Origin of the sequence: Candidatus Enterococcus wittei (genome assembly GCF_002140175.1) — a bacterium.
GTDB lineage: Bacteria > Bacillota > Bacilli > Lactobacillales > Enterococcaceae > Enterococcus_B > Enterococcus_B wittei.
The window spans coordinates 446,909-472,119 of the sequence record NZ_NGMO01000003.1; the positions used below are offsets into that span (position 1 = coordinate 446,909).

At 36.7% G+C, this 25,211-nt stretch carries 21 protein-coding genes; 3 read left to right on the top strand and 18 right to left on the bottom strand.

Annotated features, from left to right (window positions below; all coding sequences use genetic code 11):
• The 5 genes from A5844_RS09835 to A5844_RS09855 all read right to left on the bottom strand — a co-directional run.
• Nucleotides 1-996 (bottom strand): IS110 family RNA-guided transposase (locus A5844_RS09835; RefSeq protein ID WP_086285007.1); only part of this gene is annotated, 996 nt, incomplete at its 3' end.
• Nucleotides 997-1,318: 322 nt separating this feature from the next.
• Nucleotides 1,319-1,888, bottom strand: a complete 570-nt coding sequence (gene lepB / locus A5844_RS09840) for a signal peptidase I (RefSeq protein WP_086285008.1) — start codon at nt 1,886-1,888, stop codon at nt 1,319-1,321.
• 374 nt (nt 1,889-2,262) lie between these two features.
• Nucleotides 2,263-3,039: a DUF6681 family protein gene (locus A5844_RS09845; RefSeq protein ID WP_086285009.1), complete on the bottom strand. Its 777-nt coding sequence runs from the start codon at nt 3,037-3,039 to the stop codon at nt 2,263-2,265.
• Complete coding sequence (locus A5844_RS09850) at nt 3,036-3,521, bottom strand: RodZ family helix-turn-helix domain-containing protein (RefSeq protein ID WP_086285010.1); 486 nt, start codon at nt 3,519-3,521, stop codon at nt 3,036-3,038. The genes A5844_RS09845 and A5844_RS09850 overlap by 4 nt, the downstream gene beginning before the upstream one ends.
• A gap of 113 nt (nt 3,522-3,634) precedes the next feature.
• The gene (locus A5844_RS09855) at nt 3,635-4,366 is read right to left on the bottom strand and encodes an epoxyqueuosine reductase QueH (protein ID WP_086285011.1); all 732 of its coding nucleotides are present in this window, start codon (nt 4,364-4,366) and stop codon (nt 3,635-3,637) included.
• Nucleotides 4,367-4,530: 164 nt separating this feature from the next.
• Here A5844_RS09855 and A5844_RS09860 point away from each other — a divergent pair, with 164 nt between their 5' ends.
• The 3 genes from A5844_RS09860 to A5844_RS09870 all read left to right on the top strand — a co-directional run bounded on the left by A5844_RS09860 (nt 4,531) and on the right by A5844_RS09870 (nt 8,205).
• Entirely contained in the window at nt 4,531-5,925 is a 1,395-nt protein-coding gene (locus A5844_RS09860) for a TrkH family potassium uptake protein (protein ID WP_373419213.1), read from the top strand.
• A gap of 233 nt (nt 5,926-6,158) precedes the next feature.
• Nucleotides 6,159-7,511 carry a Mur ligase family protein gene (locus tag A5844_RS09865; protein ID WP_086285013.1) on the top strand — a complete coding sequence of 451 codons (1,353 nt, stop codon included), beginning with the start codon at nt 6,159-6,161 and terminating at the stop codon, nt 7,509-7,511.
• Entirely contained in the window at nt 7,504-8,205 is a 702-nt protein-coding gene (locus A5844_RS09870; RefSeq protein ID WP_086285014.1) for a type 1 glutamine amidotransferase, read from the top strand. The genes A5844_RS09865 and A5844_RS09870 overlap by 8 nt, the downstream gene beginning before the upstream one ends.
• Before the next feature lie 241 nt (nt 8,206-8,446).
• Here the strand turns inward: A5844_RS09870 and A5844_RS09880 are convergent, their stop codons facing one another.
• The 13 genes from A5844_RS09880 to A5844_RS09940 all read right to left on the bottom strand — a co-directional run bounded on the left by A5844_RS09880 (nt 8,447) and on the right by A5844_RS09940 (nt 25,201).
• Entirely contained in the window at nt 8,447-9,598 is a 1,152-nt protein-coding gene (locus tag A5844_RS09880; protein ID WP_086285016.1) for a mannitol-1-phosphate 5-dehydrogenase, read from the bottom strand.
• Nucleotides 9,599-9,611: 13 nt separating this feature from the next.
• Nucleotides 9,612-10,049: a PTS mannitol transporter subunit IIA gene (locus tag A5844_RS09885; protein ID WP_086285017.1), complete on the bottom strand. Its 438-nt coding sequence runs from the start codon at nt 10,047-10,049 to the stop codon at nt 9,612-9,614.
• A 14-nt stretch (nt 10,050-10,063) separates the two neighbouring features.
• The gene (locus A5844_RS09890; protein WP_086285018.1) at nt 10,064-11,842 is read right to left on the bottom strand and encodes a PTS mannitol transporter subunit IIBC; all 1,779 of its coding nucleotides are present in this window, start codon (nt 11,840-11,842) and stop codon (nt 10,064-10,066) included.
• A gap of 156 nt (nt 11,843-11,998) precedes the next feature.
• Nucleotides 11,999-13,012, bottom strand: a complete 1,014-nt coding sequence (locus A5844_RS09895) for a hypothetical protein (RefSeq protein WP_086285019.1) — start codon at nt 13,010-13,012, stop codon at nt 11,999-12,001.
• A 114-nt stretch (nt 13,013-13,126) separates the two neighbouring features.
• On the bottom strand, nt 13,127-13,561 hold the full coding sequence (locus tag A5844_RS09900; RefSeq protein WP_086285020.1) for a hypothetical protein: 435 nt from the start codon (nt 13,559-13,561) through the stop codon (nt 13,127-13,129).
• Between the two features lie 86 nt (nt 13,562-13,647).
• Nucleotides 13,648-15,609: a peptidoglycan amidohydrolase family protein gene (locus tag A5844_RS09905; protein ID WP_086285021.1), complete on the bottom strand. Its 1,962-nt coding sequence runs from the start codon at nt 15,607-15,609 to the stop codon at nt 13,648-13,650.
• Nucleotides 15,599-18,049: a VirB4-like conjugal transfer ATPase, CD1110 family gene (locus A5844_RS09910; RefSeq protein WP_086285022.1), complete on the bottom strand. Its 2,451-nt coding sequence runs from the start codon at nt 18,047-18,049 to the stop codon at nt 15,599-15,601. The genes A5844_RS09905 and A5844_RS09910 overlap by 11 nt, the downstream gene beginning before the upstream one ends.
• The gene (locus A5844_RS09915) at nt 17,991-18,377 is read right to left on the bottom strand and encodes a PrgI family protein (RefSeq protein ID WP_244610833.1); all 387 of its coding nucleotides are present in this window, start codon (nt 18,375-18,377) and stop codon (nt 17,991-17,993) included. The genes A5844_RS09910 and A5844_RS09915 overlap by 59 nt, the downstream gene beginning before the upstream one ends.
• A 23-nt stretch (nt 18,378-18,400) precedes the next feature.
• The gene (locus A5844_RS09920) at nt 18,401-19,234 is read right to left on the bottom strand and encodes a VirB6/TrbL-like conjugal transfer protein, CD1112 family (protein ID WP_086285023.1); all 834 of its coding nucleotides are present in this window, start codon (nt 19,232-19,234) and stop codon (nt 18,401-18,403) included.
• A 14-nt stretch (nt 19,235-19,248) separates the two neighbouring features.
• Entirely contained in the window at nt 19,249-19,452 is a 204-nt protein-coding gene (locus tag A5844_RS09925) for a hypothetical protein (protein ID WP_086285024.1), read from the bottom strand.
• A gap of 21 nt (nt 19,453-19,473) precedes the next feature.
• Nucleotides 19,474-20,874 (bottom strand): immunoglobulin-like domain-containing protein, encoded by a 1,401-nt coding sequence (locus tag A5844_RS09930; RefSeq protein WP_136382714.1) that lies wholly within the window; start codon nt 20,872-20,874, stop codon nt 19,474-19,476.
• A 291-nt stretch (nt 20,875-21,165) separates the two neighbouring features.
• The gene (locus A5844_RS09935) at nt 21,166-24,270 is read right to left on the bottom strand and encodes a SpaA isopeptide-forming pilin-related protein (RefSeq protein WP_086285026.1); all 3,105 of its coding nucleotides are present in this window, start codon (nt 24,268-24,270) and stop codon (nt 21,166-21,168) included.
• A gap of 484 nt (nt 24,271-24,754) precedes the next feature.
• Nucleotides 24,755-25,201: a PTS mannitol transporter subunit IIA gene (locus tag A5844_RS09940; RefSeq protein WP_086285027.1), complete on the bottom strand. Its 447-nt coding sequence runs from the start codon at nt 25,199-25,201 to the stop codon at nt 24,755-24,757.
• Nucleotides 25,202-25,211: the final 10 nt, after the last annotated feature.

A 25,211-nucleotide genomic window follows, 5' to 3' on the forward strand; every position in this document is an offset into this window, starting at 1 on the left:
ATTAGATTTACAAGCTGAATAGGCACATTGGCATAAGACCCTCTTTGCATAAGCATTTCCTTTGGAAATTCTCGTAGAGCGTCTTTTCCCAGCACTTTCATTGTTTCCAGGACACAGACCAACCCATGAGGCTAATCTTTCTGCAGAAGAAAACTGATTCATATGAATGCCAAACTCAGAGATAATTACAGCAGCTGAATCCGTACTAATTCCTGGGATCGTTAATAAATTGTCCATCTGTTTTTGGTAAGGAAGTAAATATTCGGCTATTTTGGTTTCTAGTTCACCAATCTTACTGTTATACATATCAATAACATCTAAAATTTGTGCCAATAAAAACTTGTGATGACTTCTGAAAAAGCCAGTAAGTCCTTCCACTAATTCCGGCACTTTAAATTTTAAAGAAGTATAAACAGCCGCTTCAACTTTTTCTGCAGTAATATCTTCCTCATTAATCAATAGATTTAATAAATTTCTTCCAGATAATCCGAATATATCTGTCATGTAAGAAGTTATTTTAATTCCGGCAGTCTGTAAAATTTTGTGCGCGCGATTCTTTTCTCGATTTCTAGATTCGATCCACATTTTTCTTAACCGTGTGAGTTCACGCAAATCTTGTATAGGTTCCTCTGGAACAAAACTTTTGGGAATCAAACCTACTCGCAGCAACTTAGCAATCCAACTTGCATCTTTTTTATCCGTTTTTTGCCCAGGAATATTTTTAATTTTATACGGATTAGCTAGAACTAAGTCGAAATTTCCTTGAAGAATGTGCCAAACCGGTTTCCAATAAATACCTGTACTTTCCATAGCGACAATCTCACAATCAAAATCCGTTAGCCATTCATGTAGGGCTAATAATCCTTTGGTGGTCGTATCAAATTTTTGTAGATGTTTTTTTGGTCTGGTAGAAGTAAGCGGACCTTGTAAAACACAAGCAACAACATTACTTTGATGGACATCTAATCCAGCACAGCATTCGTAAATGATTTCCATAAAAAGGCACTCCTTTCCCATGATTTTAGGAAAGGAGTGCTTTATTTCATGTAAAATCAAATTTTTATACACATGCTCATTGGCAATATTTCAAGGTTCTCGAGAAATAAAGCAAGCCAGTTTGACAATCGGCATCACTTGCTTTTCCAAAATAATGGCGGCTTTTTTCCTTTCCTCTATAATTGTACTACAATCTTACCTTTCATTCTTCAGGGTGAATGAGTTTGCGAATTCATGTGTGTTTGACAAAGAGCCTTTTTTTATTACGAAACATCAGTCTTTTCAACATCCGACTTGATATTGAAAATAGCCTTCTATAACATTAGACCCCACCGATCTCATTCAATGGCCAGTAACGGAAGACCACTTTTCCTTGAATCATATCTTCATCGATAAGTCCGAACATACGACTATCTTTAGAGATCAAACGATTATCACCAAGCACCAAGTATTCACCTTTTGGTACAGTAAATTCAAAATCGCTTGTAAAATTTTGGGCATTTTCAGCTTGTGATTGGAATGCGTTGTTGTAAGAATATTCATCTTGCAACTTGTCATTTGAAAACTCTTTTTTATATTCCTTTAAATAGGGTTCATCATATGTTTTACCATTGATGGTTAATTGATCATTTACCATTTTAACTGTATCTCCTGGCATGCCAATGATACGTTTCACAATCATTCGGTCTTCATCCCCAGGTTCTTTGGTCGTAATGATATCCCAGCGATCGTAATCTGATATTTTTGATGAAATCAATCGTTGCCCGTCACTCAGTGTTGGATCCATCGAATGGCCACTGACTGTAACAGGGGTAAACACGTAAACTCTAGCAAAGACGATGGCTGCTAGGACGATGATCAAAATCCCCCAATTTTTTAAAAAGTTTTTCACAATATACCTCCCATTTGTTATTCAATTTCACGTTATTTTTTATTTATATTTAACTAATCTTATTTTACATTTTTTACCAATTAAAAGAAAGGATAAGTACTGCTAAGTTTTAGGAGCAACTCGTATATGACACCACATGTAAGTCGTTTCCCTGAAAATACGAAGAACTGTCTATCAATAAACTAACCTGCGTTTGCAGATCAAAATATTAAGCGACTATCGATTATGTCCAAAAATGTGACTTTATCTCCCTGGAAAAATCGTATTTTTCACAATCCCAACAATGGCATCCATAATAATCAAAAGGCCGAACAATCAAAAACATATTGCTTTTGACTGTTCTCCTTATCCGCTACAAAATATACTGCACTTTGTCAGCTATGCTTTGCATGTTTTCTTCGCTGACTTCGGCTATAAGATCCTTCCGCTTCTTGCATCTGTTCTTTTTTCACAATCAATTTTAATCGGTAAGGTTCATGATATCTTAGCCCATCTTTGACAAAATCGCCGCCCACGATAAACAACCCTACTGGATCGATCGTATCATGTGCTGAATCTACCGCAATCGTGCCGATCTTATCCATGGTTGCATAATTTCGACCAATACTTAATTGATATTTTTTATCTGCAATTTTTTTTACATAAAAATAGGGATAGAGCGTATTTCGGTCAACCAAAAAGCCATCCATTCGGCCAAGATCATTGACTTTTATCTCTCCTTTTTCAATCAAATAATGCATGTTCTCTGCTAATTTCAACTGATAATCTTCATCAAATAAAACATTGGCTTTTTCTGTGTTGACTTTATCGATCGATCCGCCATTTTTACGTATCTCTTCTCCTTGGATGTTAAAGGCTTCATCCGGTAGATATTTTACGATTACTTGGGTCACATCAGCTTTAGAGTTTTTATCAAAAAAGTAATAGAACACATTTAAAACGATAAAATACAAAAGAACTAAAAATCCAATACCATATAAGAAAAACTGTAAGTAATTTTGATTTTGCCATAATCCATACACGATCCGCAAAAGATACAGAGTTGGAAAAATACTCAAGACTGTGTACCCACGATTCAAGTATTTGGGACTAATATCCAGATACCCTAAAAATTTATGGATTCCGTTGATAATATCTAGTATGAATGTCATTCAGTTTCACCTTCTTGCTGATTATACAGCTGTTTATTCGCTGAATTTTGTGTTGGTGCGCCATTATCTACATTCCCATTGTTTTGTGTCGATGAACTTGGCGTAGTCCCATTTGGTGTGTTGGTACTTGGCGTAGTGTAGCTTGGAGGCGTACTTGTATCAGAGCCATCGCTTGATACGCCAGTGCTATTTCCAGTTGTTTCTGGATTTACTTCATCAACCGTGGAACTATCTGGTATGGATGTCTGATCATCCGTTGAGTTCATGATTCCTTGATCTGTAGTTGATGGTGTTGTTTCATTTGTCTCTTCTGTTGTTTGACCAGAACCGTCCACATTCGAAGAGGAATCAATCGTTTCAGCTGGTTCTTCAATACTAGGTGCACGATAACTCGAACTGTTCACAATTCCTGTTGTCGTAGCAACAATCGTTGAAATCGTCAACACAGCGATTGGTTTCAAAATAGGTGCCACTTTTCGCATCTTATCTCATCCTTTAATTTTCTCATGTTTTCCCTAATTTCAAGGGTTCCTATTTATTTGTATCATAAATTTCTTATTTTTTTATTATTTTTTCTTGAAAGTTTCTTGTAGAATCACTCAAACTCTACTTGAGAAGTCTTTAAGTAAGCCTTTGCTTCTTGATTGATTTTTTTCAAATCACAGCCTTGTTGCTTTGCAGCAAAAACACAACCACAGTAGCATTGGCGAAAGATATCATAAGCTTTACACATTTCAATAGAACGCTCATACCCTTTATTTTTCTTAAAATCACTTGGTAAATAATGAGTACCATAGATTTTTTGAATGTCCATCCCAATTTGATTAATCAATGCAGCATTTTTCTTGGGAGATATGGTCAATGCACTGCCAAAATAATCATAGCCCAATTCTTGTGCTTTTTCAGCCACCAAATCTAAGCGCATCGTAAAACACGCACTACATCGAGCCCCGCCTTCCTTTTCATCGGCCAGATCACGTCGGATGACCATTTGATTAAATTCGTTTGGCCGATACTCATCCACAATCAACGTTACATGCTTATCAGTTTGTTCATTGAATTGATCGACAAAACGTTTTTGTTCATGTAGTCTACGCAAGTATTCACTTTCAGGATGGATATTGGAATTAGAGAAAAAGAGAGTCACTTCTGCATGTTGACACATGAATTCTAATGTATGCGTACTACATGGCGCACAACAAGTGTGGATCAATATCTTGGGCCTCGTTTTTTCTGCTTGCCATTGTTTGATCATCTTTTTTAGTACAGTATCATAATTGATTTTTTGGTTCTTCATTTTTTCAAGAATCATATTTGCATCGATCATCTATTATTCCTCGCGATCTTCACTAAATCTATCGTCTAATTATATGCTATTTCTTTGAAGTTCAAAAGCATCTAATAAATTATTTATCATTTCTTTGTGTATTTTTTTCAATGTAGGTATACTGGAGGAAATGTCTTACTAAAAGGGGGATTAGATTCGTGCAATTGTCCTTATTTCTTCGAAAATGGCGACGACGAGGTCTACAATATGCCTCTAGTCATTTTTCTTCTATCCAAATCATTGTATTTTATTATATTTTAATGACGATTGTGTCATTAGGTTTATTTTATATCCCATATTTTCGTGAGCCAAATAGTCATGTCCCATTTATCGACATGGTATTCATGGCAATCAGTACAATCAGTGTCACTGGGTTGACTACGTTTGATATCAGTTCTGTCTTCAATCAGCGAGGGGTATTATTATTGGAAGTTCTGTTTCAAGTAGGTGGATTAGGGATCATGATGATTACCACAGCATTTTTCATCTTCTCGAAACGGCGGATCACTTTACGACAAAGACAATTGATCATGACGGACATGAATCAACCCCGTCTCTCAGGGATCGTTCGTTTGATTCGGATCACTTTTTTCATTTTATTGTGGTTCCAATTATTGTTTGGTATCTTTTTTTCTATTTATTTTTATGTTCGTGGTTATTACGACTATTGGCATGAAGCAATCTTCCATGGATTTTATCAGTCTATCTCTGCTGTCACAAATTCCGGATTCGATGTCACAGGTTATTCGATCAAGCCTTTTGCACATGATTATTTGTTTCTATTTAGTATTATGTTCCTGATTTTTGTAGGAGGCATCGGATTTCCGGTATTGATGGAATTTAGAGAGTGGATCTTATACAAAAGGACAAAAGCCAAATTACCTTTTCGTTTTTCATTATTTACCAAGCTAGCAGTACTGGCTTTCGTCATTTTGTTCATTAGTGGAACGGTATTGATCTATCTTCTTGAAAAAGACCATCTTTTTCAAGATTCAGGCACTAGCGTTAAATGGATCAATTCCATGTTTTATTCGATGACCACACGTAATGCCGGTCTTCAAATCCATGATTTAGGCAATTTCCAGATTACGACGCTGATCGTCTTTTCTTTATTGATGTTCATTGGTTGTAGCCCTAGCTCCGTTGGTGGTGGGATTCGAACGACAACTGTCGCAATCATTGGACTGTACCTGTATTCTTTTCTAAAAAGTGAAGACAATATCAATATCTTTGGGCGTAGGATCAATGAAGAGGATGTCCGAAAATCGGTGGTAGTGTTTATGCTTTCATTAGGTATGTGTTTCTTCTGCATCCTCTTCTTATCAGCTACCGAAAATCAACCATTGATTTCTATCATCGTTGAAGTGACTTCTGCTTTTGGAACAACTGGCTTATCGTTAGGTATTACTGGCGATCTATCCGATATCGGAAAAATCACTATTGCGATGCTCATGTTTATCGGAAGAATCGGTATGCTTTATACATTAATGTTATTTGTACCAAAAGAAACACGAGATTTAGGTTATGAATATCCTAGTGAAAAGATCATTATCGGTTAATCTATCTGTTCTACTTTTATTAATAATCATTGCTGAACCTTTGGAAATAACAAACGTTTTCCAAAGGTCCACTTTTTACCTAGTAACGATTCACAATACGAAATAGTTATGTTTTTTCATTCATAGCCCATAATCTTTTGTTAAAAAAAAGCAAAGCAATTTAACCTTTTTTTCAACATATGGTATGATTAGTTGAATTTACTCATTAATTATGATGTTTTGGAGGTTACATAATGGGAATACGCAGTCAATTTGCGATTGCAGTTGGAAAAACAACACAATGGGGCTTAAAGACCTTCTTTAAAGGAGGCTCTAGCTTACCTGGTAAGCTTGCTCTTAAAATAGATCCGCACCTTTTAGATTCATTAGCAAAAGATTACCAAGTAGTCGTGGTTACTGGGACCAATGGAAAAACACTGACTACTGCATTGACCGTTAATATTTTGCGCCAACAATTCGATGAAGTTTTAACTAATCCTACAGGTGCAAATATGGTTCAAGGAATTGTCTCAACATTCTTGCAGGCCAAACCGAAAAAGGGACAAAAAAAATTCGCTGTACTTGAGATCGATGAAGCAAGTCTCAGCAAAGTTACGGAATATATCAAACCTGAATTATTCTTATTTACAAATATTTTCCGTGATCAAATGGATCGTTATGGGGAAATCTACACAACATATAAAATGATTGTTGACGGAGCCGCCAAATCACCGGATGCCACCATTATCAGTAATGGGGATTCACCGATCTTTAATTCCGTTGAAACAGTGAATCCAAGAAAATATTATGGGTTTGATCACGAAGAAGATCATGAACAACTAGCTCATTACAATACAGATGGGGTCTTATGCCCAAAATGCCATCATATTTTACATTACAAAATGATCACCTATGCTAATTTAGGAAAATACTATTGTCCAAATTGCGATTTCAAACGACCAGAACTTGATTATTCATTGACTAAAATGAAACGGATGGACAATGTCTCAGCAGATTTCATTATCGACGGACACGAATACGGTATTGAAGTTGGCGGGTTGTATAATGTGTATAACGCACTAGCAGCAACCGCTGTCGCTGAATACTTCCATGTTTCTCCTGAAAAGATCAAAGAAGGCTTAGGCTATGATGAAAAAGTCTTTGGTCGTCAAGAAGTCTTTGAAATCAACGGCAAAAAATGTACTTTAGTTCTAGTGAAGAACCCGGTTGGGATCAACCAAGTAATTGATATGATGGGACATGCACCTTATCCATTTTCACTAGTTGCTTTATTGAATGCCAACTATGCAGATGGTATCGATGTGAGCTGGATTTGGGATGGCGATTTTGAACATTTTGCTGATATGGACATCCCAGCAGTAGTTGTTGGGGGCGATCGTCACACAGATATGGCTTTACGTTTAAAAGTAGCTGGCATTTCTGAAGACAAATTAACTGAAACAAAAGAACTTACAGATGTGATTGAAAAAATCAAACAACTTCCTACAGAACATGTCTATATTCTTGCTACCTATACTGCGGTACTACAGTTACGAAAAGAATTAGCAAGTCAAGGTTTTATCAAAGGAGGCTTGAACCGTGGCTAACTATGAATTGTCGATTGCCCATCTTTATGGGAATTTAATGAATACTTACGGAGATAATGGAAATCTGTTGATGTTACAATATATCGGTAAAAAAATGGGCATTGTTTGCCATACTGAAATCGTCAGCATCCATGAACCATTTGATCCAGATAAATATGATTTAGTATTCTTTGGTGGTGGACAAGATTTCGAGCAAATGATCATTTCAAAAGATATCCAAGAAAAGAAAGAATCATTGATCAAATATATCGAAAATGACGGAGTAATGTTAGCTATTTGTGGAGGCTATCAACTTCTAGGTCATTACTATATGGGGGCAAATGGCGAAAAAATTCAAGGAATCAGTGCTTTGGATCACTACACGTTGAGCCAAGAAAATAATCGATTTATCGGTGATATCGTTATTCATAATGAAGAATTCAATGAAACTTATTATGGTTTTGAGAACCATAACGGTCGGACATTTCTTGGTAAAGGTGAACGTCCACTTGGAAAACTAGTTAAAGGACAGGGAAACAATGGAGAAGATCAATCCGAAGGGGTCATCTATCGCAATGTTTATGGATCCTATTTCCATGGCCCGATCCTTGCCAGAAATGAACACTTAGCGGAACGTTTGATCCGTCTAGCTTTAAAGCAACGATATGGGAAAGACCTTGATTTACCTGTTGTGTCAGCTGCTCCAATCAAATAAAACAAAAAATTGTGTGAAGTTATGTCAATCATGCTTACACAAAAACAGAAACTCTTAGTCAATGGATATTGGTGAAAAAAATCATAGAATGATGGACAAAAAGACAGAGAACTTTTCTTTCTATCTCCTTAAAAAGGGTTTGATGGAAACCACCAACATCAAAAACAGAGAAGCCAAAAAGAAGGCACCGAAAATATGGGGAGTATTTTCGGCGCCTTCTTTTTATTTTACATTCACCTAGTCAGGCAACTTGTTTCGCATAACGCACTACGTTTTGCTTAATGTTCCCAATAGTGATGGGATCGTTAAGACCCGTTACTTCTTGAATCAACTGGTCCATATTTTCATGTACTTTCATTTCTTGTAACTGACGACTTTGTTCATCTTCTGGATCGTAATAATTGAAGATGATCCCAATCGTTGCAGTCAAATGCGAACAAGTCAAGTTGTGTTCTTGCAATTCTCTTACTGGACGTGTAAAGCGTTCTTGATAGCCTAATTTTCTTAACGGTGTACGTGCCACACGTGTAATAGCATCTGAGATGTATTTATTTTGAAAACGATGAATGATTTTATCAATATACGCTTCATGTTTTTTTGCATCAAACCCCCATTTGGCTACTAATAAACTACCAGTTTCTTGTAGGACAGATTTCAATTGAGCCACAACGAGTGAATCTTGCATGGCTTCATCAATCGTTTTATAGCCTAAGAGTGCACCCGTGTATGCAACCGTCGCATGTCCTGTATTGACACTAAATAGTTTACGTTCGATATAAGGTTCAAGATCTTTGACGTAAAGTACGCCTTCTAAGGTCACTTCTTTATTTTTTCGTTGCGTTTCATCAATCACCCATTCTTTGAAAGGTTCTACTTGAACAAATAGTGGATCACTGTGTTGTTGCAATGGTACGATCCGATCGACAGCTGCATTAGGAAAACCGACCCACTGATCAGCAAATGTTGGATCAGTTAAATATTGATACACTTCACTTTTTAAATATTCTGAACCACCGATCATATTTTCACAGGCAATGATGTCTAATGGGTTCTGATTATTATCCTTTTCTCTTTGTTGAATCCCTTTGGCAATCAGTTCGGCAATCAAGGGTAAAATATTAGGTCCAATTGCTGTTGTTACAATGTCTGCCTTAGCAATTGCTTGGATCACTTGATCTGGTTCTTCCTGATTATTCAAGCCTCGAACATTTTCCACTGTTAGTTGCTCTTTAGTCTCATCAGCCAATTCAATCGTATAACTTCCACATTCATTTAACGCATCGATCACTTGTTTATTGACATCCACAAAGGTGATTTCAAACCCATTGGCAGCTAATACTTCGCCAATGAATCCTCTACCAATATTTCCTGCACCAAAATGTACTGCTCTCATTTATCTTCGCTCCTTAAGCAATTGCTAGATTTTCCGTGATTTCTTCCTTACTCAGTGCATCCGCCAATTGCACCACATTATCCATATCACTACAATACAGTGCGATTTGCTGAACTAATTCCAAGTGATCGTCACCTACACCTGCAATTCCAAATAATACCGTCGCAATTTTTTCATCTTCTTCTGTTCCAAAATTGACTCCATCTGGTACTTGGATCACGCAGATACCTGATTTCTTTACGAATTTCTTCGCTTCATCTGTTCCATGAGGAATGGCGATAAAATTCCCCATATAAACAGAAAGCATCTCATCTCTTTCGACCATTGCCTCAATATAAGGTTCTTCTACGCAACCAGCTTCTACTAATTTTTGGCCACAGTATCGAATCGCTTCATCTTTTGTAGCAAATGATTGGTTTAATTCGACCATTTCAATCGCTAATGCTGACATATTAATTTCCTCCTCTAGGCTATTTTTTTTAAATAGTATGCAATCGTTTCATATTTCTGAGGACTGACCATCGTAGCCACTGAAAAATGAAGAGCGTTCGGTGCAGCTGCACGTACTTCTTGAGCCAGCGCTTCTTTTGAAACAATCAATGAGTCAGGATGTTCAGTTAGATCATGGATGTTGATTTTTTTCAGTGGGATATCTAATTGATTTTTCTTTAAAATATCCTTTAATAACGACAGTCCCATAGTGGCAGAACCAGAGCGATCATCATGAACAAGTAAGATTTCTTTGACTTGCTTCAAGTGAGTCAAGTCAAAATCTTCCATGGTTCCAGTGGCCTCTGGAGAAGATTGAGTCGTAGGTTGTTCTTCTTTATCTCCTAGTTTCTGAACGATTTCCTCGTATTTTGGTGAATTCAAAAAGTTCTCTACAGCTACAAAATATGCGTTCGGCGCTTTTTGCTTAGCTCTTTCTTGTAACTCGATTTGTGTGACAATCAATACATCCGATTCATCTGATAATTGACTGATTGCTTGATTCACTACCGTTTGCGGTAAGCCTTTTTCTTGGACTTTCTTTCTTAAGATAGAAGCCCCCATGGCACTAGAACCCATTCCTGCATCACAAGCAAAAATGATCTTTTTGATAGCAGATAATCCCGGTTGACCAAGTGTTTCACGATCAGTACCTTTGGCAGCTAATTTTGCCTCTTTTGTTGCTTCAACTGATTTTTCGAAATCCTCACTTGTTTCACGAGCATCAGCTTTTAAGATGACTGCTGAAATACCAAAGGAAACAGCAGTTGCAGCCGTGATCCCTAAAAGAACAGGCAGATAATCACTTAATGGTGCCATAGCTAAAATGGCAATGATCGAACCTGGTGAAGCTGGAGCTCTTAACCCAGCATCCATTAGTTGGAAAACAAAACTGCCAGACATTCCACCAAAAATAACAGATAAGAATAATAACGGCTTCATCATTACATATGGGAAATAGATTTCATGGATTCCACCTAAAAACTGAATGATGATTGCTCCTGGTGCAGAAGATTTCGCAGCACCTTTACCAAATAATGTGAAAGCTAACAACACGCCTAGTCCAGGTCCAGGATTTGCTTCTAATAAGAATAGAATCGATTGACCCGCTGAAGCCACTTGTTCTGTTCCTAAAGGTGTCAAGATACCATGGTTGATCGCATTGTTTAAGAATAAAATTTTTGCTGGTTCAATAAAAATACTCGTTAATGGAATCAAATGAGCATTTAAAATGATTTCTACTCCTGCTGCCATTGCTTGTGTCATCGTATCCACAATAGGGCCAACAGCTGAAAATCCTAATAATGCTAAAGCAAAACCGATCAACCCTGCTGAAAAGTTATTGACTAACATTTCAAATCCAGATTTGATATGCTTTTGAAAAACTTGATCAAATTTTTTGATGGTATAACCACCTAATGGTCCCATGATCATTGCGCCTAATATCATTGGGATATCCGTACCTACAATTACACCCATCGTAGCAATTGCACCAACTACAGCTCCACGGTCACTGCCAATCACTTTCCCACCAGTATAACCAATCAATATTGGGATCAAATAAGTCAGCATTGGACCAACCATCGTAGCAAAAGACTCATTTGGTAAATAACCATCAGGTATAAATAAGGCCGTCAACACACCCCAAGCAATCAACGCGCCAATATTTGGCATAACCATGCTTGATAAGGTGCTTCCTAATTTTTGGACTTTTGCCTTTAGTGAAACTTTATTTTTAGGTATTGACTGTTCCATTTTGTCCTCTCCTTTTCTCTTTCTATAACCAAATTGTATTCGCTTACTAAAAAGATAAATAGTCGTGTTTTGTCACAAAAGTTTGTGCCAAAACATGGAGATGTTCCAAAAAGAACAGAATTACTTATATTTTTATGTGCTTCCAATCAAAAAAGATCATGGATTTCCTAAAGCTGACAAACGTTGTTCCCAAAGCTCTAGATTTCCTTGATCTTTTTGTTCCTGGTATAAAGCAATAAAATCAAGAATAACCGAAGCATGGTCTATATAAACTTGTAAGGATTCCTTTAAGTCTTCTGCATGGATCTTATGGCTATTTTCTTGTGCTTTCTTTAATTCCTTTTTCCTTAAAAAAGCTAAACTTTCTTGTAGATAGGCCTGATCTAGAGCCAATGTGACTTCTTCATTCTTTATATGTCGATTCAGCAACTCAGCTTCTTTTATTTGCCCAAGCTGAAGGTGAGCAATGGCCAATTTAACTTGGCGTTTTTTAGTCAAATGCTCCACTTGAGTTTCTATTACACTACGCCATTTTTTATGATGATAGGCTAATTCAAAGCGTCCATTTCCTGTTGGCATTTTTTCATTGATTATCTGTAATGAAAAAAATCGTTTCTTCTTTGTTAAATAATCGATTAATTCATGGATTCTTTCTGGATAAAGAGAGAGGGCTTTTTCATAGGATTCTTTCTTTAGTAATTGTTCCCATGAAGCAGCTGTTTGTGTTTGTGGCTGAGACTGATGAGAAGCGGCGCTAGTGGAGTAGATCTTACCCACAAATATCAAAACAAAAACGACTGCTACAGCAATGAGCAATCGTTTCAGCCATTTTTTGAAGCGAGAAGAGGTTGTTTGTGCTAAATAGTATGGATCATGATTCATTTTTGGCTGATGTAGTTGGATAGTTTTTTCAGACCCTACTTTCTTTTCTATCATATCGTTATTTAGTATCTCCTCAATTTCATCTTCTAGAGGAAAATAAAGAATCAACTCATTGAGGATTTTTTGTTTACGGTCATAGATCTGAATTCGACACTTGCCTGAGGATCTTTCTTGAATGATCCGATGGTTCTCCTGTTCTAAAATATCTAGCGCATCAAACAAATACAATTGTGCTGGTTTTATTGCTAACCCTTTGACTTGATCAATCCGCACCGTTTCTTTTGCCATAGTTTCCCTCTCTTTTCAACTACATCTTCTACTAAAAATTACGAAATGATTGAACTCCTCATGACTAAAGTTGTAAGTATTATCGGCTATTTGAGAAATGTTAAAAACGCTATTTCATCCATCAAAAGATTCCAGATTCTCATAATCAGTGACTAAAAACAGGTTCTTTTTTGAATCATAAACATAAAAAAGCTTTAGCATTGCCTGATTATTAATCCCTTTAGTGATAACTGTCCCTTCATCATTCATCAAAGATGTTTTAAAATAAACAATACAGATGACTTCTACTTCATCCCGTTCATCCTTCTTGAGATAGATCTCGCTTTTGACATATTCTCCATGGCCAAAAAATTGAGGGTTCGTTTGTAACTGATTTCTTTCAGCCTCTTTCATCTGCAATTCCTTAGATAAAAGGTCTTTATAGTTTCCGTAATTATCCCCAACTTGTTCAAATGTATAGAAGGAACGTAAAAAATCGATTACTTGCTTTTCTTTGAATAGATCCACTGGCTTTATCAAGGATTGCTGTTCTTTTTCTAAGGACTTCATTGCTAGTGATCTTCCTATATTCAAAGAAAAAATGATGACAATCAGAAAAACAACGAATAAACCAATAAAAAGTCGATGATTTATTTTCATGTAGATGACTCAGGTAGGATTCGGTAATAATAAATGGGTGCTAAATGAAGTGCTCCGGCATATCCTTCAAAAGGAGTTATTACAATGTCCCCTTCTTGTCCAAATCCTTTATCTGTTGCTGGTGTACAGTGAAGAATCGTTTTACCCCCTTCATCTAGGAAAAATCCTGTATGCCCATAATCACCCGAAGAGCTTCCTTTCTTCCCCCACACAAATAGATCCCCTGGTCGAACTTCTGAACGAGCAATCGGTTTCAATAAACTATCCTCCAAACCGTATAATGTTTCTGTGTTTCCAAAATTCACAGGTAAGCCGACTTCTCTCATCACCCACAATACAAAAGAAGAACAATCATGATAAGGAAAAGCCCCACGATTAAATCCTTGAGAGTACTGGACATTTTTACGATAGAGAGTTTTTGCTTGTGTAATGATTTTTTCACCTATTTGATGAGATGGTTCCCACAATAAGCTCATTTCTTTTGTTCCACCTAATTGGATCATCAGTTCTTGAACTGCTGGTACCCATGCTTTATTGAGTCCATAAGGGTCGTTGTTAGCTCCCACAGGACAATAAATACTGCCTAGCTGTGCAACGCTACGTAGATTTTGTTCAATAATCAACTGTTTAAGCGTACGTCCCATGGCAGCAATGCCTTCTATAAGTGTTTCATATTTCTGTAATTCATTGTTAACCATTAGACCTCCAGGATTATTTTTTTCTCGAATCGCCTGACTGGTGCCCCATGCGCTTTCATGGATCATGATTGCAACAAAGATGATAGGGGAAATACCATTTTTTTCAGCCTCTGCAATGATCGTATCTGCATACTCACTGAATGCGTTACAATGGAATAATATCAATTGACGGAATTTCTTTTCATTAAATTCATTTGTTGAGCTATTTGATGAATAAATGGGTTCGTTAATATATTCAGTCTTTGGAAAATAAAATTCAGGGTTGACCCATTGATTCTCTTTTCTATATTGAATGATAAAATCACCAGTTTCATTGACACTTCCGATCCTTTCGCCAGCTTTGATAAACGTTTTTTTCTTGACATTACCTCTGACATTTTGATAAACAACTTCTCGCTGTCTATCTTTGATAACCACTTTATTTGGTTGATAGTCAATTTCTCCTGAAATAGCTGCCCTCAACTCTTCTTCGGCTGATGCTTGGACTTTTATTCCTGGAAAATGTTTCTTTTCTCCATCAGAGATATAGTAACCAAAACGTTGCTGAATGGGTAAAGATTCTCGTCCTTTCAAAGGACTTCTTAATTCTTGGTAAGCTGCATATGGTCCGACTTCAGCCATGAGTTTTGTCCGATCTTTCCATTCTGGTTGCCAAGTTACCACGTTGGATAACGGCTGAGTTGTTATTACTGTATTGCCATTTTTATTCGAACTCTTCCACATCATTTGATGCAGTGATTTGATTACTTCTCGCATACTTCTTTTTTCTTTTGAGAGTAAGCCATCCAGCTGATACTCACCATCATAAGCAGTATCTAAATAAGCTAACACCTCGTGAATATCACTGCTTAAAGCTACTTCTTGTCCTGTCGTTCCTGGATTTTCTTCTCTTAACTTTTCTTTAAAAGCAAGTATCTCCTCCGCATCTAGTTCCGTCAGAAAATTCCAAACTTTGGTTAATTCAAATTCATCTGTTTTTATCGTTGAAGAAGAGACAAGACCGATTAAACTAATAAGTGGTGTGATAAAAAAAATCAAACTACCTATTCCCCAGTAAAGATGATTGGATTTTTTTCCTTTGGAAAGTCCCTTTCTTTTTTGTAAATTCAATAAAGAAGCAGCTCTACTGTTTATACCTTTATAGAGATCTTTAAATAAGGGATAACTTCTTACTCTATTTCTACGAATTGGCGGATGGATTTTTGCTTTTTTAATTAGTGATTCCCCGCTATTTTTTGATTTTTCTTTTTTAGTTTCCATAAGGATTTCCCTGACGCAATTTTGTTCGTTCTGCTGGATCAGTAGTCATCAATTCATAAAGTTTCGTTGTAGGATCCACGGTATTTGAAAAGGGTACAATTGCATTTCCTGCTCGGATAAGTCCTGCCCCTTTTATAGGATTTAGTAGTTGTTTTTGCTGCTGGCTGGATAGATTAAACAATACAGCCAGTTCATCTAAATCACTTTTTGCTTGCTTCAACATAATGAGAAACTCGGTATTACTTAACATTCTACGAGCTTTATCAGACAATAGTAAAGTTTCAACATTTTGAGTGATGCCTGTAGCAATCGCTCCCCATTTGCGAATTCGACTCCATAGCTCAAAAAAATAGTTTTCACAATACGGATCATTCAGCATCAACTGCATCTCGTCAATATAGATCCACGTCGTAATTCCCCGTTCACGATTACGAACCACACGATTCCACACTTGTTCCAATACGACCATCATACCGAAAGTCTTCAATTGATTACCTAGCTGTTTGGTATTGTAAATGACAAAACGCTTATTCAAAGCCACATTTGTTGATTTTGAAAAGATAGAAAGTGAGCCTTCTATATATAATTCTAAATCTAAAGCCAAAGATTGTGCTTCTTTTTCCGGCTGTTCCTTTAATAATGGAAACCACTCCCCAGATAAAGTAGGGATTGGCTTTTCTGGTGTTTGCTGATGATTGAAATAAGTCAAACGTGTCACTCGATCAATGATAGATCGTTGCGCAGAACTCAATCCTGTTTGTCCTCCAATCAATGCTTCACATGCAGTTAGTAAGAAATCTGATTTTAATTTGATTGGATCTATTTCACTACGTAAATCTTCTGAAATATCCAATAAATTGATAAAAGTATCTGTATTTGGAGCAATCTTTATGATTTGCGCATCAAAAGCTTGACCGATCACTGTATCTTCGTCTTCTGGATCAATTGAAATAATTTCATCATGTGGGTTTTTCAATAGTGTCGTAATCTCTTCATATTTTTTTGCTACCCCTTTTCCAGAACCAGAACTCCCTAAAATCATGCCACTTGGGGTATTCAATTTTTTCCGATTGATCTTTACCACATTTTTAGTGGTCTCATTCATTCCATAATATTTACCGTCTTCATGATTTAAGTCTTGAGCGGAAAAAGGAAGAAAAATCGCTGTACTTTCCGTTGTTAAAGTTCGCTTTATTTCCACCCAATTTTTTCCTAATGGTAACACTGAGTTTAAGCCTTCATCTTGCATGTAATCTAATGTATTAAAACCACAGCGATGTTTTCTTCCGACATGTCTTACTTGTTCTGCAATATCTTCTAATTTTTGCTTAGATTTTGCTCGAAAATAGACAAGAATTGTCACAAAAAACAACTTGTGACCAGACTTTACTAAATCATCAAGTAATGCTTCTGCTTCTGCAATACTATTGGTCAATTCATAAGGAACACTTGTATAAGGATCATATCCCTTTTGTGTTGCTTTTCTTTCAGCTGTTGTTTTGTCTCCTTCCATATAGGCTTTTTTATTCTGTACAAGTCGATTTGCTTTTTCAGGAGCAACTGGATCAATATGGATTGATAGGGTCAATTCTTCAGCTATTTCCATTAATTCTAATATCAGCTTATCCGATACTGTAGCAGGATAGTCTTTCAAGTAAATCACTTGTCCGTACTCCGTTCCTATCTCAAAATAATTTTTATTCTTAAAATTGAAACTCGTAGGCGTGACTGCTGTCTTTGTAGATAGACGACTATAGACAAGATCTGTATATTTAAAATAAAAGAAATCATCCGGCTTTAGTAATTCGTGAAGTAACTCTAGTCGTTCGATGCCATTCATTTCACTACACTGAGAATCAATTTCTGAAAAGCTTTCCATCAGATTTTGTTTCATGCGATTTAGGGCATGTTTGGCTTGGTCAAAATCTGTTGCTTGGACACTGAATGTCAAATAATTTCTTTTAATAAAATTATTCTTCCCTTCCTGAATTGTCTGATTAAGCATCCCATTTAATTCTCGTCGGTATTGGTCCTGACTTTCACCTGTTTCTTCATAAAATAGTTGCTTTTCAAACTCTGTCATAGCTATTCGTTTCTTTAAGAGTGTCAAGCTCAAATGGACATGATCATCACAACTATTTAATAGTTCACAGTATGCTCTAAAAATATTCATTTGGTCTTCTGATTGAGCAATTTGATAATTCACATCTGAAAATTGAATACTTTTTGAATAATAACCTTGTGCGATCTCACATAGTCCATTTTCAAACATTTTGCTGTATCTCAATCTACTTTGCGCACTTTTCAAAGGAGCTGATTTCCTCTGTTGCCGCCCTCGCTTTTTCTTTTGCTTTTTTAGTAACTTAGCAAATAATTTTTTCTCAATTTCCGTATTCCCTTCTTCGACTTTCTTTTCTCGATCGTTTACCCATCGTTTCATAAAACTCCTCCAATTGACAGCTCTGATACGGATAACTTTTAGCTAACTTGAGATATCGCCAACGGACCTGTAAATATTTCTCCATGGGTAGTTGATTTTTTCTGATCCAGCCAATGGATAAAATTGGGCCACTGAATACCATTAAAACAAAACCGAGATCATCGATTGAACGTTTCCAAATCAAGTGATTAAAAACAACGATAGGCACAACAATCGACAACGTACAACTGATCGCTATTAGTTGTCTCAACGAAAACCCAAAAAATATTTTTTCCTGATACTCTTTTATTTCTTTACGAACGGCAACTTCTAATGCCAATAAACTCACCTCCTTTCTCTCTTTAAAGAACATCAAACATAGACTAAAATTGTCTTTGACCATTTCATCGTATAAACCAAACACAAACTTAACGAAAGACAATTCCCTACAATTGCGCCAATGATTGCCATCATTCCATGATTTTCTTCCATGGAAAAAGCCGTACCAATCAATAGAGGATAAATACTTAAAACGATAAACAATAATACTCCCTGTAAAGAAGCTGCACCAAACATTCGCAGAAAATTTTTCCCGAAATGTCCGACTTCAGTATTCAGTAAAGCCACAATCGGCAATGGGGAGATACTCAAGTACACATACATCTCTAGAAATCGTAAAAAAATAATAACTTTAGCCAATACCCCGACTATGATCGAAAAAATTAGAGGAATGAGTAAAATGAGCAGTAAAGTCAATTTCTCAAAGAATCCGAAATCATAAATTTCTTCCATTATCGTCCCCACATTCAAAGTTGGTCTCGGACTTTCCCTGATCTCTATGCGACTAATTCCTTGGCTGATTGTGATCCCAATTTCCATAATGGTATTTAGAAAAATCATTAAATTTCGCAGAACTAGTAAGGTTAGACCAACTTTAATAAAGAGAGGTAAAAATAAATCCAATCCACCAAATTCGGATTGTTTCCCATAGAGATGATGAGCAATTTGTTGGAACTCTATTAACAGTAGAAATCCTAGCAATGAGTAAGCTATTGGTTTGATTACGATATCCATGATGGTTATGCTATACTGATAAATTTCAGGTAAATAGTTTTCCAGATTTTGTAACAAACTATTTTTATGATTAGTAGTTAGACTCAGCTGTTCAGCAATAGCTTTTAGGAGAAATTCAATTGCACCGTCCATTTCACCTCACTTCCTCACATTGAGATATTTGCAATCCATGTACCGGCAGCCAGAATGACCGCACCGCCAACGATTTGAAAAATAGCATGTTGCATCCCTGGTCCATTATGTTCTTTGATGGCTGTACCAAGTTGAATAATCCCCCAAACAGTCAATAAACTCCCCGCTGTGATGATTCCTTTTGAAAATAAAGACATCGCTTGATCAAAATAATCCATATCCATCTCCTTAAGTGGTTTTTATTCTACTACTTTTTCTTCTTGGATTTGATCTAAGACTGTCACTTTAAACGAGGTAGTCACTTCATCAAAAGTGTCTTTAACCATCAAGTCAATGATGTATTCACCAGGAAGAGTAAGATCAACATTTCCTTTAAACTTGACATCTTTTACTGAGAGCTTTTCCTCTCTATCATAAACAGAAATCCCTTCTAAAAGATCAAACTCACTTGTTCCGACGAGTACTTCTCGATCAGCAACACCTAAAAAAACAGGAGGTTCATTCACAATTTCTATCACCCCTAGAGCTTTTGTTATTTTCCCATTCGAATCTATTACTTTTATTGGTAATTTGTACGCTCCTAAACGAGTTGGATCTACTTGTTGCCAAGCTTGTTCATCCATTTCGACCGTTAATAGATCTTCAGGATCTTCACGATCAGAAAGCATGAACTGAGATAAGTACATTTCTTTTGTGATAGATGTGAAAACCGGAATGGTTAACTCCGTATGAGAAATTGTTGGTGCTTCATTTGTTAATTGAATATGAATAGACACTTCTTTAGCAATCTTTCCATGACGGTCTTTAACATTCCCGATTCTCATAAAGTAATCTCCTTCTTTTTGAAAATCAAGGTTTGTTTCTATAATATTCGCTTTTGAAAGAGGAATTCTGCCATCTTCCAAATCATACGCAGTAAATTGATCAAAGACAGCACCTACTTGGTGAATCGGAAAGCTCAGACGACTTGGACCATTAATTACTGGTGCTTCATTGGTAATCTGGAGCTCTGTCTTTACTTCAGCACTAGCACCTAGTTGATCCGTAACGGAATAAAGAACCTCATACATACCTTCTTTTTCTGGTTGTAGATTTGTTTTTACGGTAATTTTAGAAGTTATCTCTCCTTCTTCATAATCAAAGGCTTTCACACCATCAAGGAGATCAATTGGTGCTCCGACTTTTGCTTGAAGCGTAGATTGGTTTAATTGAATGATCGGTAAGCTGTTGAAAAGAAAAGTAATGGATTCAGTCGTCTTCCTTTCTTTTGAATCTACGGCTGTGATATGCATCGTTTGTTGTCCCTGACGCATAGAATCAATCGGGGTAATATGGAGGGTTGGTGCAGGGTCGCTTCCTGTTATAAGGGTAAAGTAGGAAAAAGGATCAAATGCAATTCCTTGTGGTAAAACAATCAATGAATGTTCCACTTGAATTTTAGCATCATACCATTTTTCAGAAGGTTCGAATGCGTGAGGTGGTTCAATTAATTCTGGATTATGGGGGGATTGCTGAACAATAGGGGGTTCTTTATTTTCCGTTTCTGTCACAGTTACTGGATTTACTAGCCTACTTTCATTGGCATAGGCGATGCGTAGTTGATTCGTTTCGTCCTTTAATGTAGTCATCTGTTGATTCATTTGTTCTCTAAATCGTATCACAAAATCCAATGATGGTTGAATGACCTCACTATCTTCCTTTTTTTGATAAGTAAAAACTTTATTGTTATCTATTAATTTAGTGTTTTGAGACGAAGATACAGATTGAGTTTGTGATACCTCTACTGAGGGATTTGTCTCAAGTAGATGACAGCCACTTAGTATAAAGAAGCTGTAGCCTGTTATAATCGCCAAAATAGTTTTTCTAATGTTTCGATCCCTCTGACAAGGTCGATGCTTATTCTGTTTCTTCTTAAAAAATACCTTTTGCAATCATATCTTCCTCCTTTTATGTTTATACAAGATTACTCCGTGTAAAAAGAGTATGAGGCTTCCTAACATCATAAAGTTTGTTGATTGGTTATTTCCCGTCTTAGGTAACATTTTTTGTGGTTGTTCTTGAATCAACGGTAAATTTGGCTTAACAAAAGACAATGTTTGTTCCTTATTTGTTAAATCATCTTCACGAGCTACTTCATTTTCTCTGGCTTCTTCATAGTACAAGACATGAGTGGCAGTTAATTGGTCTCCTTCTTTTAACGTATTGGCTTTTAGATCGAAAGTAACTTCAAATTGATCTTCCTTGCTTTTAGCAGTGAAAGTAGAATGCTTCTCACTGACTACCTCGCCCGTCTTCGAATGTTTATACTGTGTCACAACGGTATACGTATGCTCGATCTCTAAAGCTTTTCCCTTTACCCATACAGTATCTTTTAATTGGTTATCAATCGATGGATCAAGCTCCTTATTCCCATTGATATCTGTAAATCGGCTAGTTAATTCTAGAGTTTCTCGTTCATTGTAGGCTTCTAGCACAATCAATTCTCCATCCTTTTCGACTGTCACTGAAAAATCCAGAGTATTTTCTAAAGGTAAGTAGCCTTCAAGCGGCTCATTTTCCATAAATTTATACTTTCCATAAGGTAAGTTTTCTACTAGAATTTTCCCTTCTTTGTCTGTGCGATACTCGTTGATCCATACTTCCGATTGTTCTCCCTGTTCATTTGTTTCTATCTTATAAAGGCCAAACGCCACATTTTCTAAAAGCTGCTCATTTAACCGATCCCGTTTGATCAATGATACACTTTGTCTTGCTAATCGATTCGGTACTTCTAAACGGATAAGTGCATCAGCATCTTCTTGTGTCACACTAAATATCAGGGGCTTTTCTAATGGTAAGTATCCTTCAGGGGCTTTAATTTCATGTAGTTCATACCGGTCTACTCCCCAAGGTAAACTTTCCGTCGTGACAATCTCACCTTTTTCATTGGTTTCAAAAATATCTGTATTTTCGGTATCATTTGGACGACTCATGGAGATAAACCCTCCATCACCCTCATTAGCCCACGTATCAAAGATTTTGAATTGCGCTCCCGCATAGGGAATGGTTTCACCGGTTTCTTCATCTACTTTAATAATATGCAATCGTGATTCAATGACTTTGTCTTCTAGTAAAAAGAAATGGGTATAGCCTTCTTCAGTGATCGTAACATCGAAAGGTTCGATCAATAAGTAGCCGTCTACTCCTTTGGTCTCAGCGATCGTATACGTATCATAAGGTAAACCTTCGAATTTAAAGTAGCCATTTTCACCGGTCACTTGAAGATACTCTTGTCCTGTTGTGTGAGAAGTCGCTGTCAACTCAACACCTACAAGAGGTGGTTTACTTTCTCTGGTTGACTTGGTTAGAGTTTCTAAAACCTCAGTCATTTTTGTAGGAATCAGCGGTCTTGAACCAAATTTATACCCTTCTACATACCCTTTGATTACGCGATCGGTCACCGTTTTATTGTGAAGAGCCACCGTTTCATTTTGACCAGCATATGTTAAATCCACTGGATATGTGGTTGGATCTAGATTGTAACCTTCTGGTGGTTCAACTTCTTGTAGCACATAGGAACCTAGTTTCAAGCCTTTCAATTCTGCTTGAATCGTTCCATTCATTTCTTCCATCGTTAATCGCCCAACGACTTTTCCATCCGCATCCCTTAATTCATAAACCGCTCCTACTAGATGGGCTGCACCTTGTGGCTGACTACCAGTTTCTTCATCTTCTTTGATCACTGTTAAATTTGCTAGCTGTTGTTGGTTATCCAATGTAATCGTTGTGGTTTCATTAGCTTTGATGATGATTGTCTGTGGATTCGAATTCAAAATATAACCATCTGGTGCTTGGATTTCTTGGATCGTGACCTCCGTATCCACTAATAGATCATTCCAAGTCGCATAGCCATCTGAGCCCGTGGTTAATTCTTTCGTCTGACCGTCTGACGTGGTAAATCGAAAAACAGCACCCACAAGTGGTTGTTTAGTGGTTTGATCCACTTTTCGTATTCTAGCATTTCCCTCTTTTTGGACATGTATCGTAAAAGAGGTTTTAGTTAGTTCAGGAACTCTACCGACCATCATATTTTGTGTGTACGCATGTTGATACACGACGATCGCTCCTTGATACGTATTTGGAATATTGTACTTAAATTCAATTCGACTGATTTCTGGTGCTTCTTTTGTTGCAGTAACTGTCACTTTTTCACCTTGCTTTTCAATGATCAGTCCTTCACCCGATTCTGTCGGTGTCGCTATATAGTTAGCAAATGCACCTGTCGTATCAACATATGTTTGACTTTCTCCGACATTTAAGGTCATCATTTGTCCGTGAAAAGAGGGCTGGGTATAAAAAAGGTTCACTTGATTCATTACAGTCGTTTTGAATGACTGATAATCTGCTAATGTGAATTCTCCAGAAATACTGACAGGAGTAATCCCTTGTTGCTCCCAAGTGAGTAATTGTGTCAGCAATTCCTTTTGCATCGTGTAACCAGTAGAAATGACCCCATAATATTTGATCAATGAGATTTTTTTCAAAAGTTCTGTCACTTGGATACTTGAACTATAACCACCATTTTCGCCAATATTCAGTACAGCTCCTTGTTCGATACATAAAGCGATCTCTCCGTTCACTCGTTTTCCATACCAACCATATTCACGCGCCCCATTTGACAATCGTATGTCAATATCGGCAATATGAATTGTTGGATCGACAACAACGATCTGGTTTTCTAACGGATTCCTTTCTATGTTTAATTGGGGGTCAATGGGTGTCTGTATATAGTTGGAAGGTCCTGTTGTATACAACTTTCCATCAGGGGATTGAAGCAACTGATTATCTTGAAGAAATGTAGCCCAACTACTTTTTTGACTTTCAATCTGCTCAGTCAGATTCGAAATGGATGACTCACTCTGAGCATCCTTCAACAAATCGTTTTGTGGTGTAGTATTCGTAAACGAAGTTGCGCTTATATGGCTAGATTGAACAAAAAAAATCATCATGAAACTTAACGTAAATAATATTGAAAGTAAACTAGTATATTTTTTCATCACGTTTCCCTTTCTTTATAAGTGAATCTCTCATGACTAAAACTACGAATTTCTTGAAAATAGAGAATACTTGTAAGTGTATTTACTCACAGCCATTCTTTTTACCAAGTGGACCCAGTAGTTCCTACATATCTACTGCTATGCCCTAACCGAATCTGACACATCTGCACGACTATAGTCATAAGTATTGCGAGTATTACTCGGTTAATTGATAAACTATAAACAACAGCTAAGTGGCCTCTAACTCTTTGAATGGTTGGATTTTCCCAACGTAGTGCCTCCTTCACTCTATAATTACGAATTATCGAAGATTCTCCCAAAAAAATCGAAAAAAAAAGCCATTCAACTTCGATAATGAATCAGAACCAGAAAAAAAACTCCCGATGGTCTGCCTTTTTATCGAAGGAACAGCCTGTAAAAACTATTTATTCAGTTGTTATCTACTTTTTTCATCCTGTCACTGGATTTCAAGAATGCTTAACATTTAAAAGTCAGCAGCTTTTTTTAAAATGATTTGAATTTCATCGACTGTTTGTGCATCACTTAAAGCCATTACCTGATCGACATCTGAACATAAAAAAGCAAGTTCTTGTAAATTTTCTAACTGGTGCTTTTCTTTCAAAACGACAACAAACAAAATCGTTGCTACTTCTCTTTCTTCTTCTTCTGCTCCAAAATCTACCCCATCTGGTACTTGAAATAAAAAAATGTTTTCTTTGATGATATGCTCATCTTTTGCTAAAGCATGGGGGAGTGCTACAAAATTTCCGATATATACACTGGCTAACTTCTGTCTGTCAATCATTGAAGCAATATATTCTTTCGTGATATAACCTGCTTCTCGTAGGATCTCTCCTATCTTGTTCAATGCTTGTTCCCAAGAGTCAAAGCTTTGATTTAGCCAAATAGATTCATTTGAAATTTCAATCATTCCACTAGCT

Bases quoted from the DNA above. Each gene is read 5' to 3' on its own strand.
- A5844_RS09855 (WP_086285011.1), bottom strand. From the start codon at position 4,366: ATGATCGATGCAAATATGATTCTTGAAAAAATGAAGAACCAAAAAATC.
- A5844_RS09880 (WP_086285016.1), bottom strand. From the start codon at position 9,598: ATGAGAGCAGTACATTTTGGTGCAGGAAATATTGGTAGAGGATTCATT.
- A5844_RS09850 (WP_086285010.1), bottom strand. From the start codon at position 3,521: ATGCGAAAAGTGGCACCTATTTTGAAACCAATCGCTGTGTTGACGATT.
- A5844_RS09935 (WP_086285026.1), bottom strand. From the start codon at position 24,270: ATGAAAAAATATACTAGTTTACTTTCAATATTATTTACGTTAAGTTTC.
- A5844_RS09865 (WP_086285013.1), top strand. From the start codon at position 6,159: ATGGGAATACGCAGTCAATTTGCGATTGCAGTTGGAAAAACAACACAA.
- A5844_RS09910 (WP_086285022.1), bottom strand. From the start codon at position 18,049: ATGAAACGATGGGTAAACGATCGAGAAAAGAAAGTCGAAGAAGGGAAT.
- A5844_RS09895 (WP_086285019.1), bottom strand. From the start codon at position 13,012: ATGGCAAAAGAAACGGTGCGGATTGATCAAGTCAAAGGGTTAGCAATA.
- A5844_RS09930 (WP_136382714.1), bottom strand. From the start codon at position 20,874: ATGAATCAACAGATGACTACATTAAAGGACGAAACGAATCAACTACGC.
- A5844_RS09925 (WP_086285024.1), bottom strand. From the start codon at position 19,452: ATGGATTATTTTGATCAAGCGATGTCTTTATTTTCAAAAGGAATCATC.
- A5844_RS09940 (WP_086285027.1), bottom strand. From the start codon at position 25,201: ATGATTGAAATTTCAAATGAATCTATTTGGCTAAATCAAAGCTTTGAC.
- A5844_RS09885 (WP_086285017.1), bottom strand. From the start codon at position 10,049: ATGTCAGCATTAGCGATTGAAATGGTCGAATTAAACCAATCATTTGCT.
- A5844_RS09845 (WP_086285009.1), bottom strand. From the start codon at position 3,039: ATGACATTCATACTAGATATTATCAACGGAATCCATAAATTTTTAGGG.
- A5844_RS09890 (WP_086285018.1), bottom strand. From the start codon at position 11,842: ATGGAACAGTCAATACCTAAAAATAAAGTTTCACTAAAGGCAAAAGTC.
- A5844_RS09905 (WP_086285021.1), bottom strand. From the start codon at position 15,609: ATGGAAACTAAAAAAGAAAAATCAAAAAATAGCGGGGAATCACTAATT.
- A5844_RS09900 (WP_086285020.1), bottom strand. From the start codon at position 13,561: ATGAAGTCCTTAGAAAAAGAACAGCAATCCTTGATAAAGCCAGTGGAT.
- A5844_RS09920 (WP_086285023.1), bottom strand. From the start codon at position 19,234: ATGGACGGTGCAATTGAATTTCTCCTAAAAGCTATTGCTGAACAGCTG.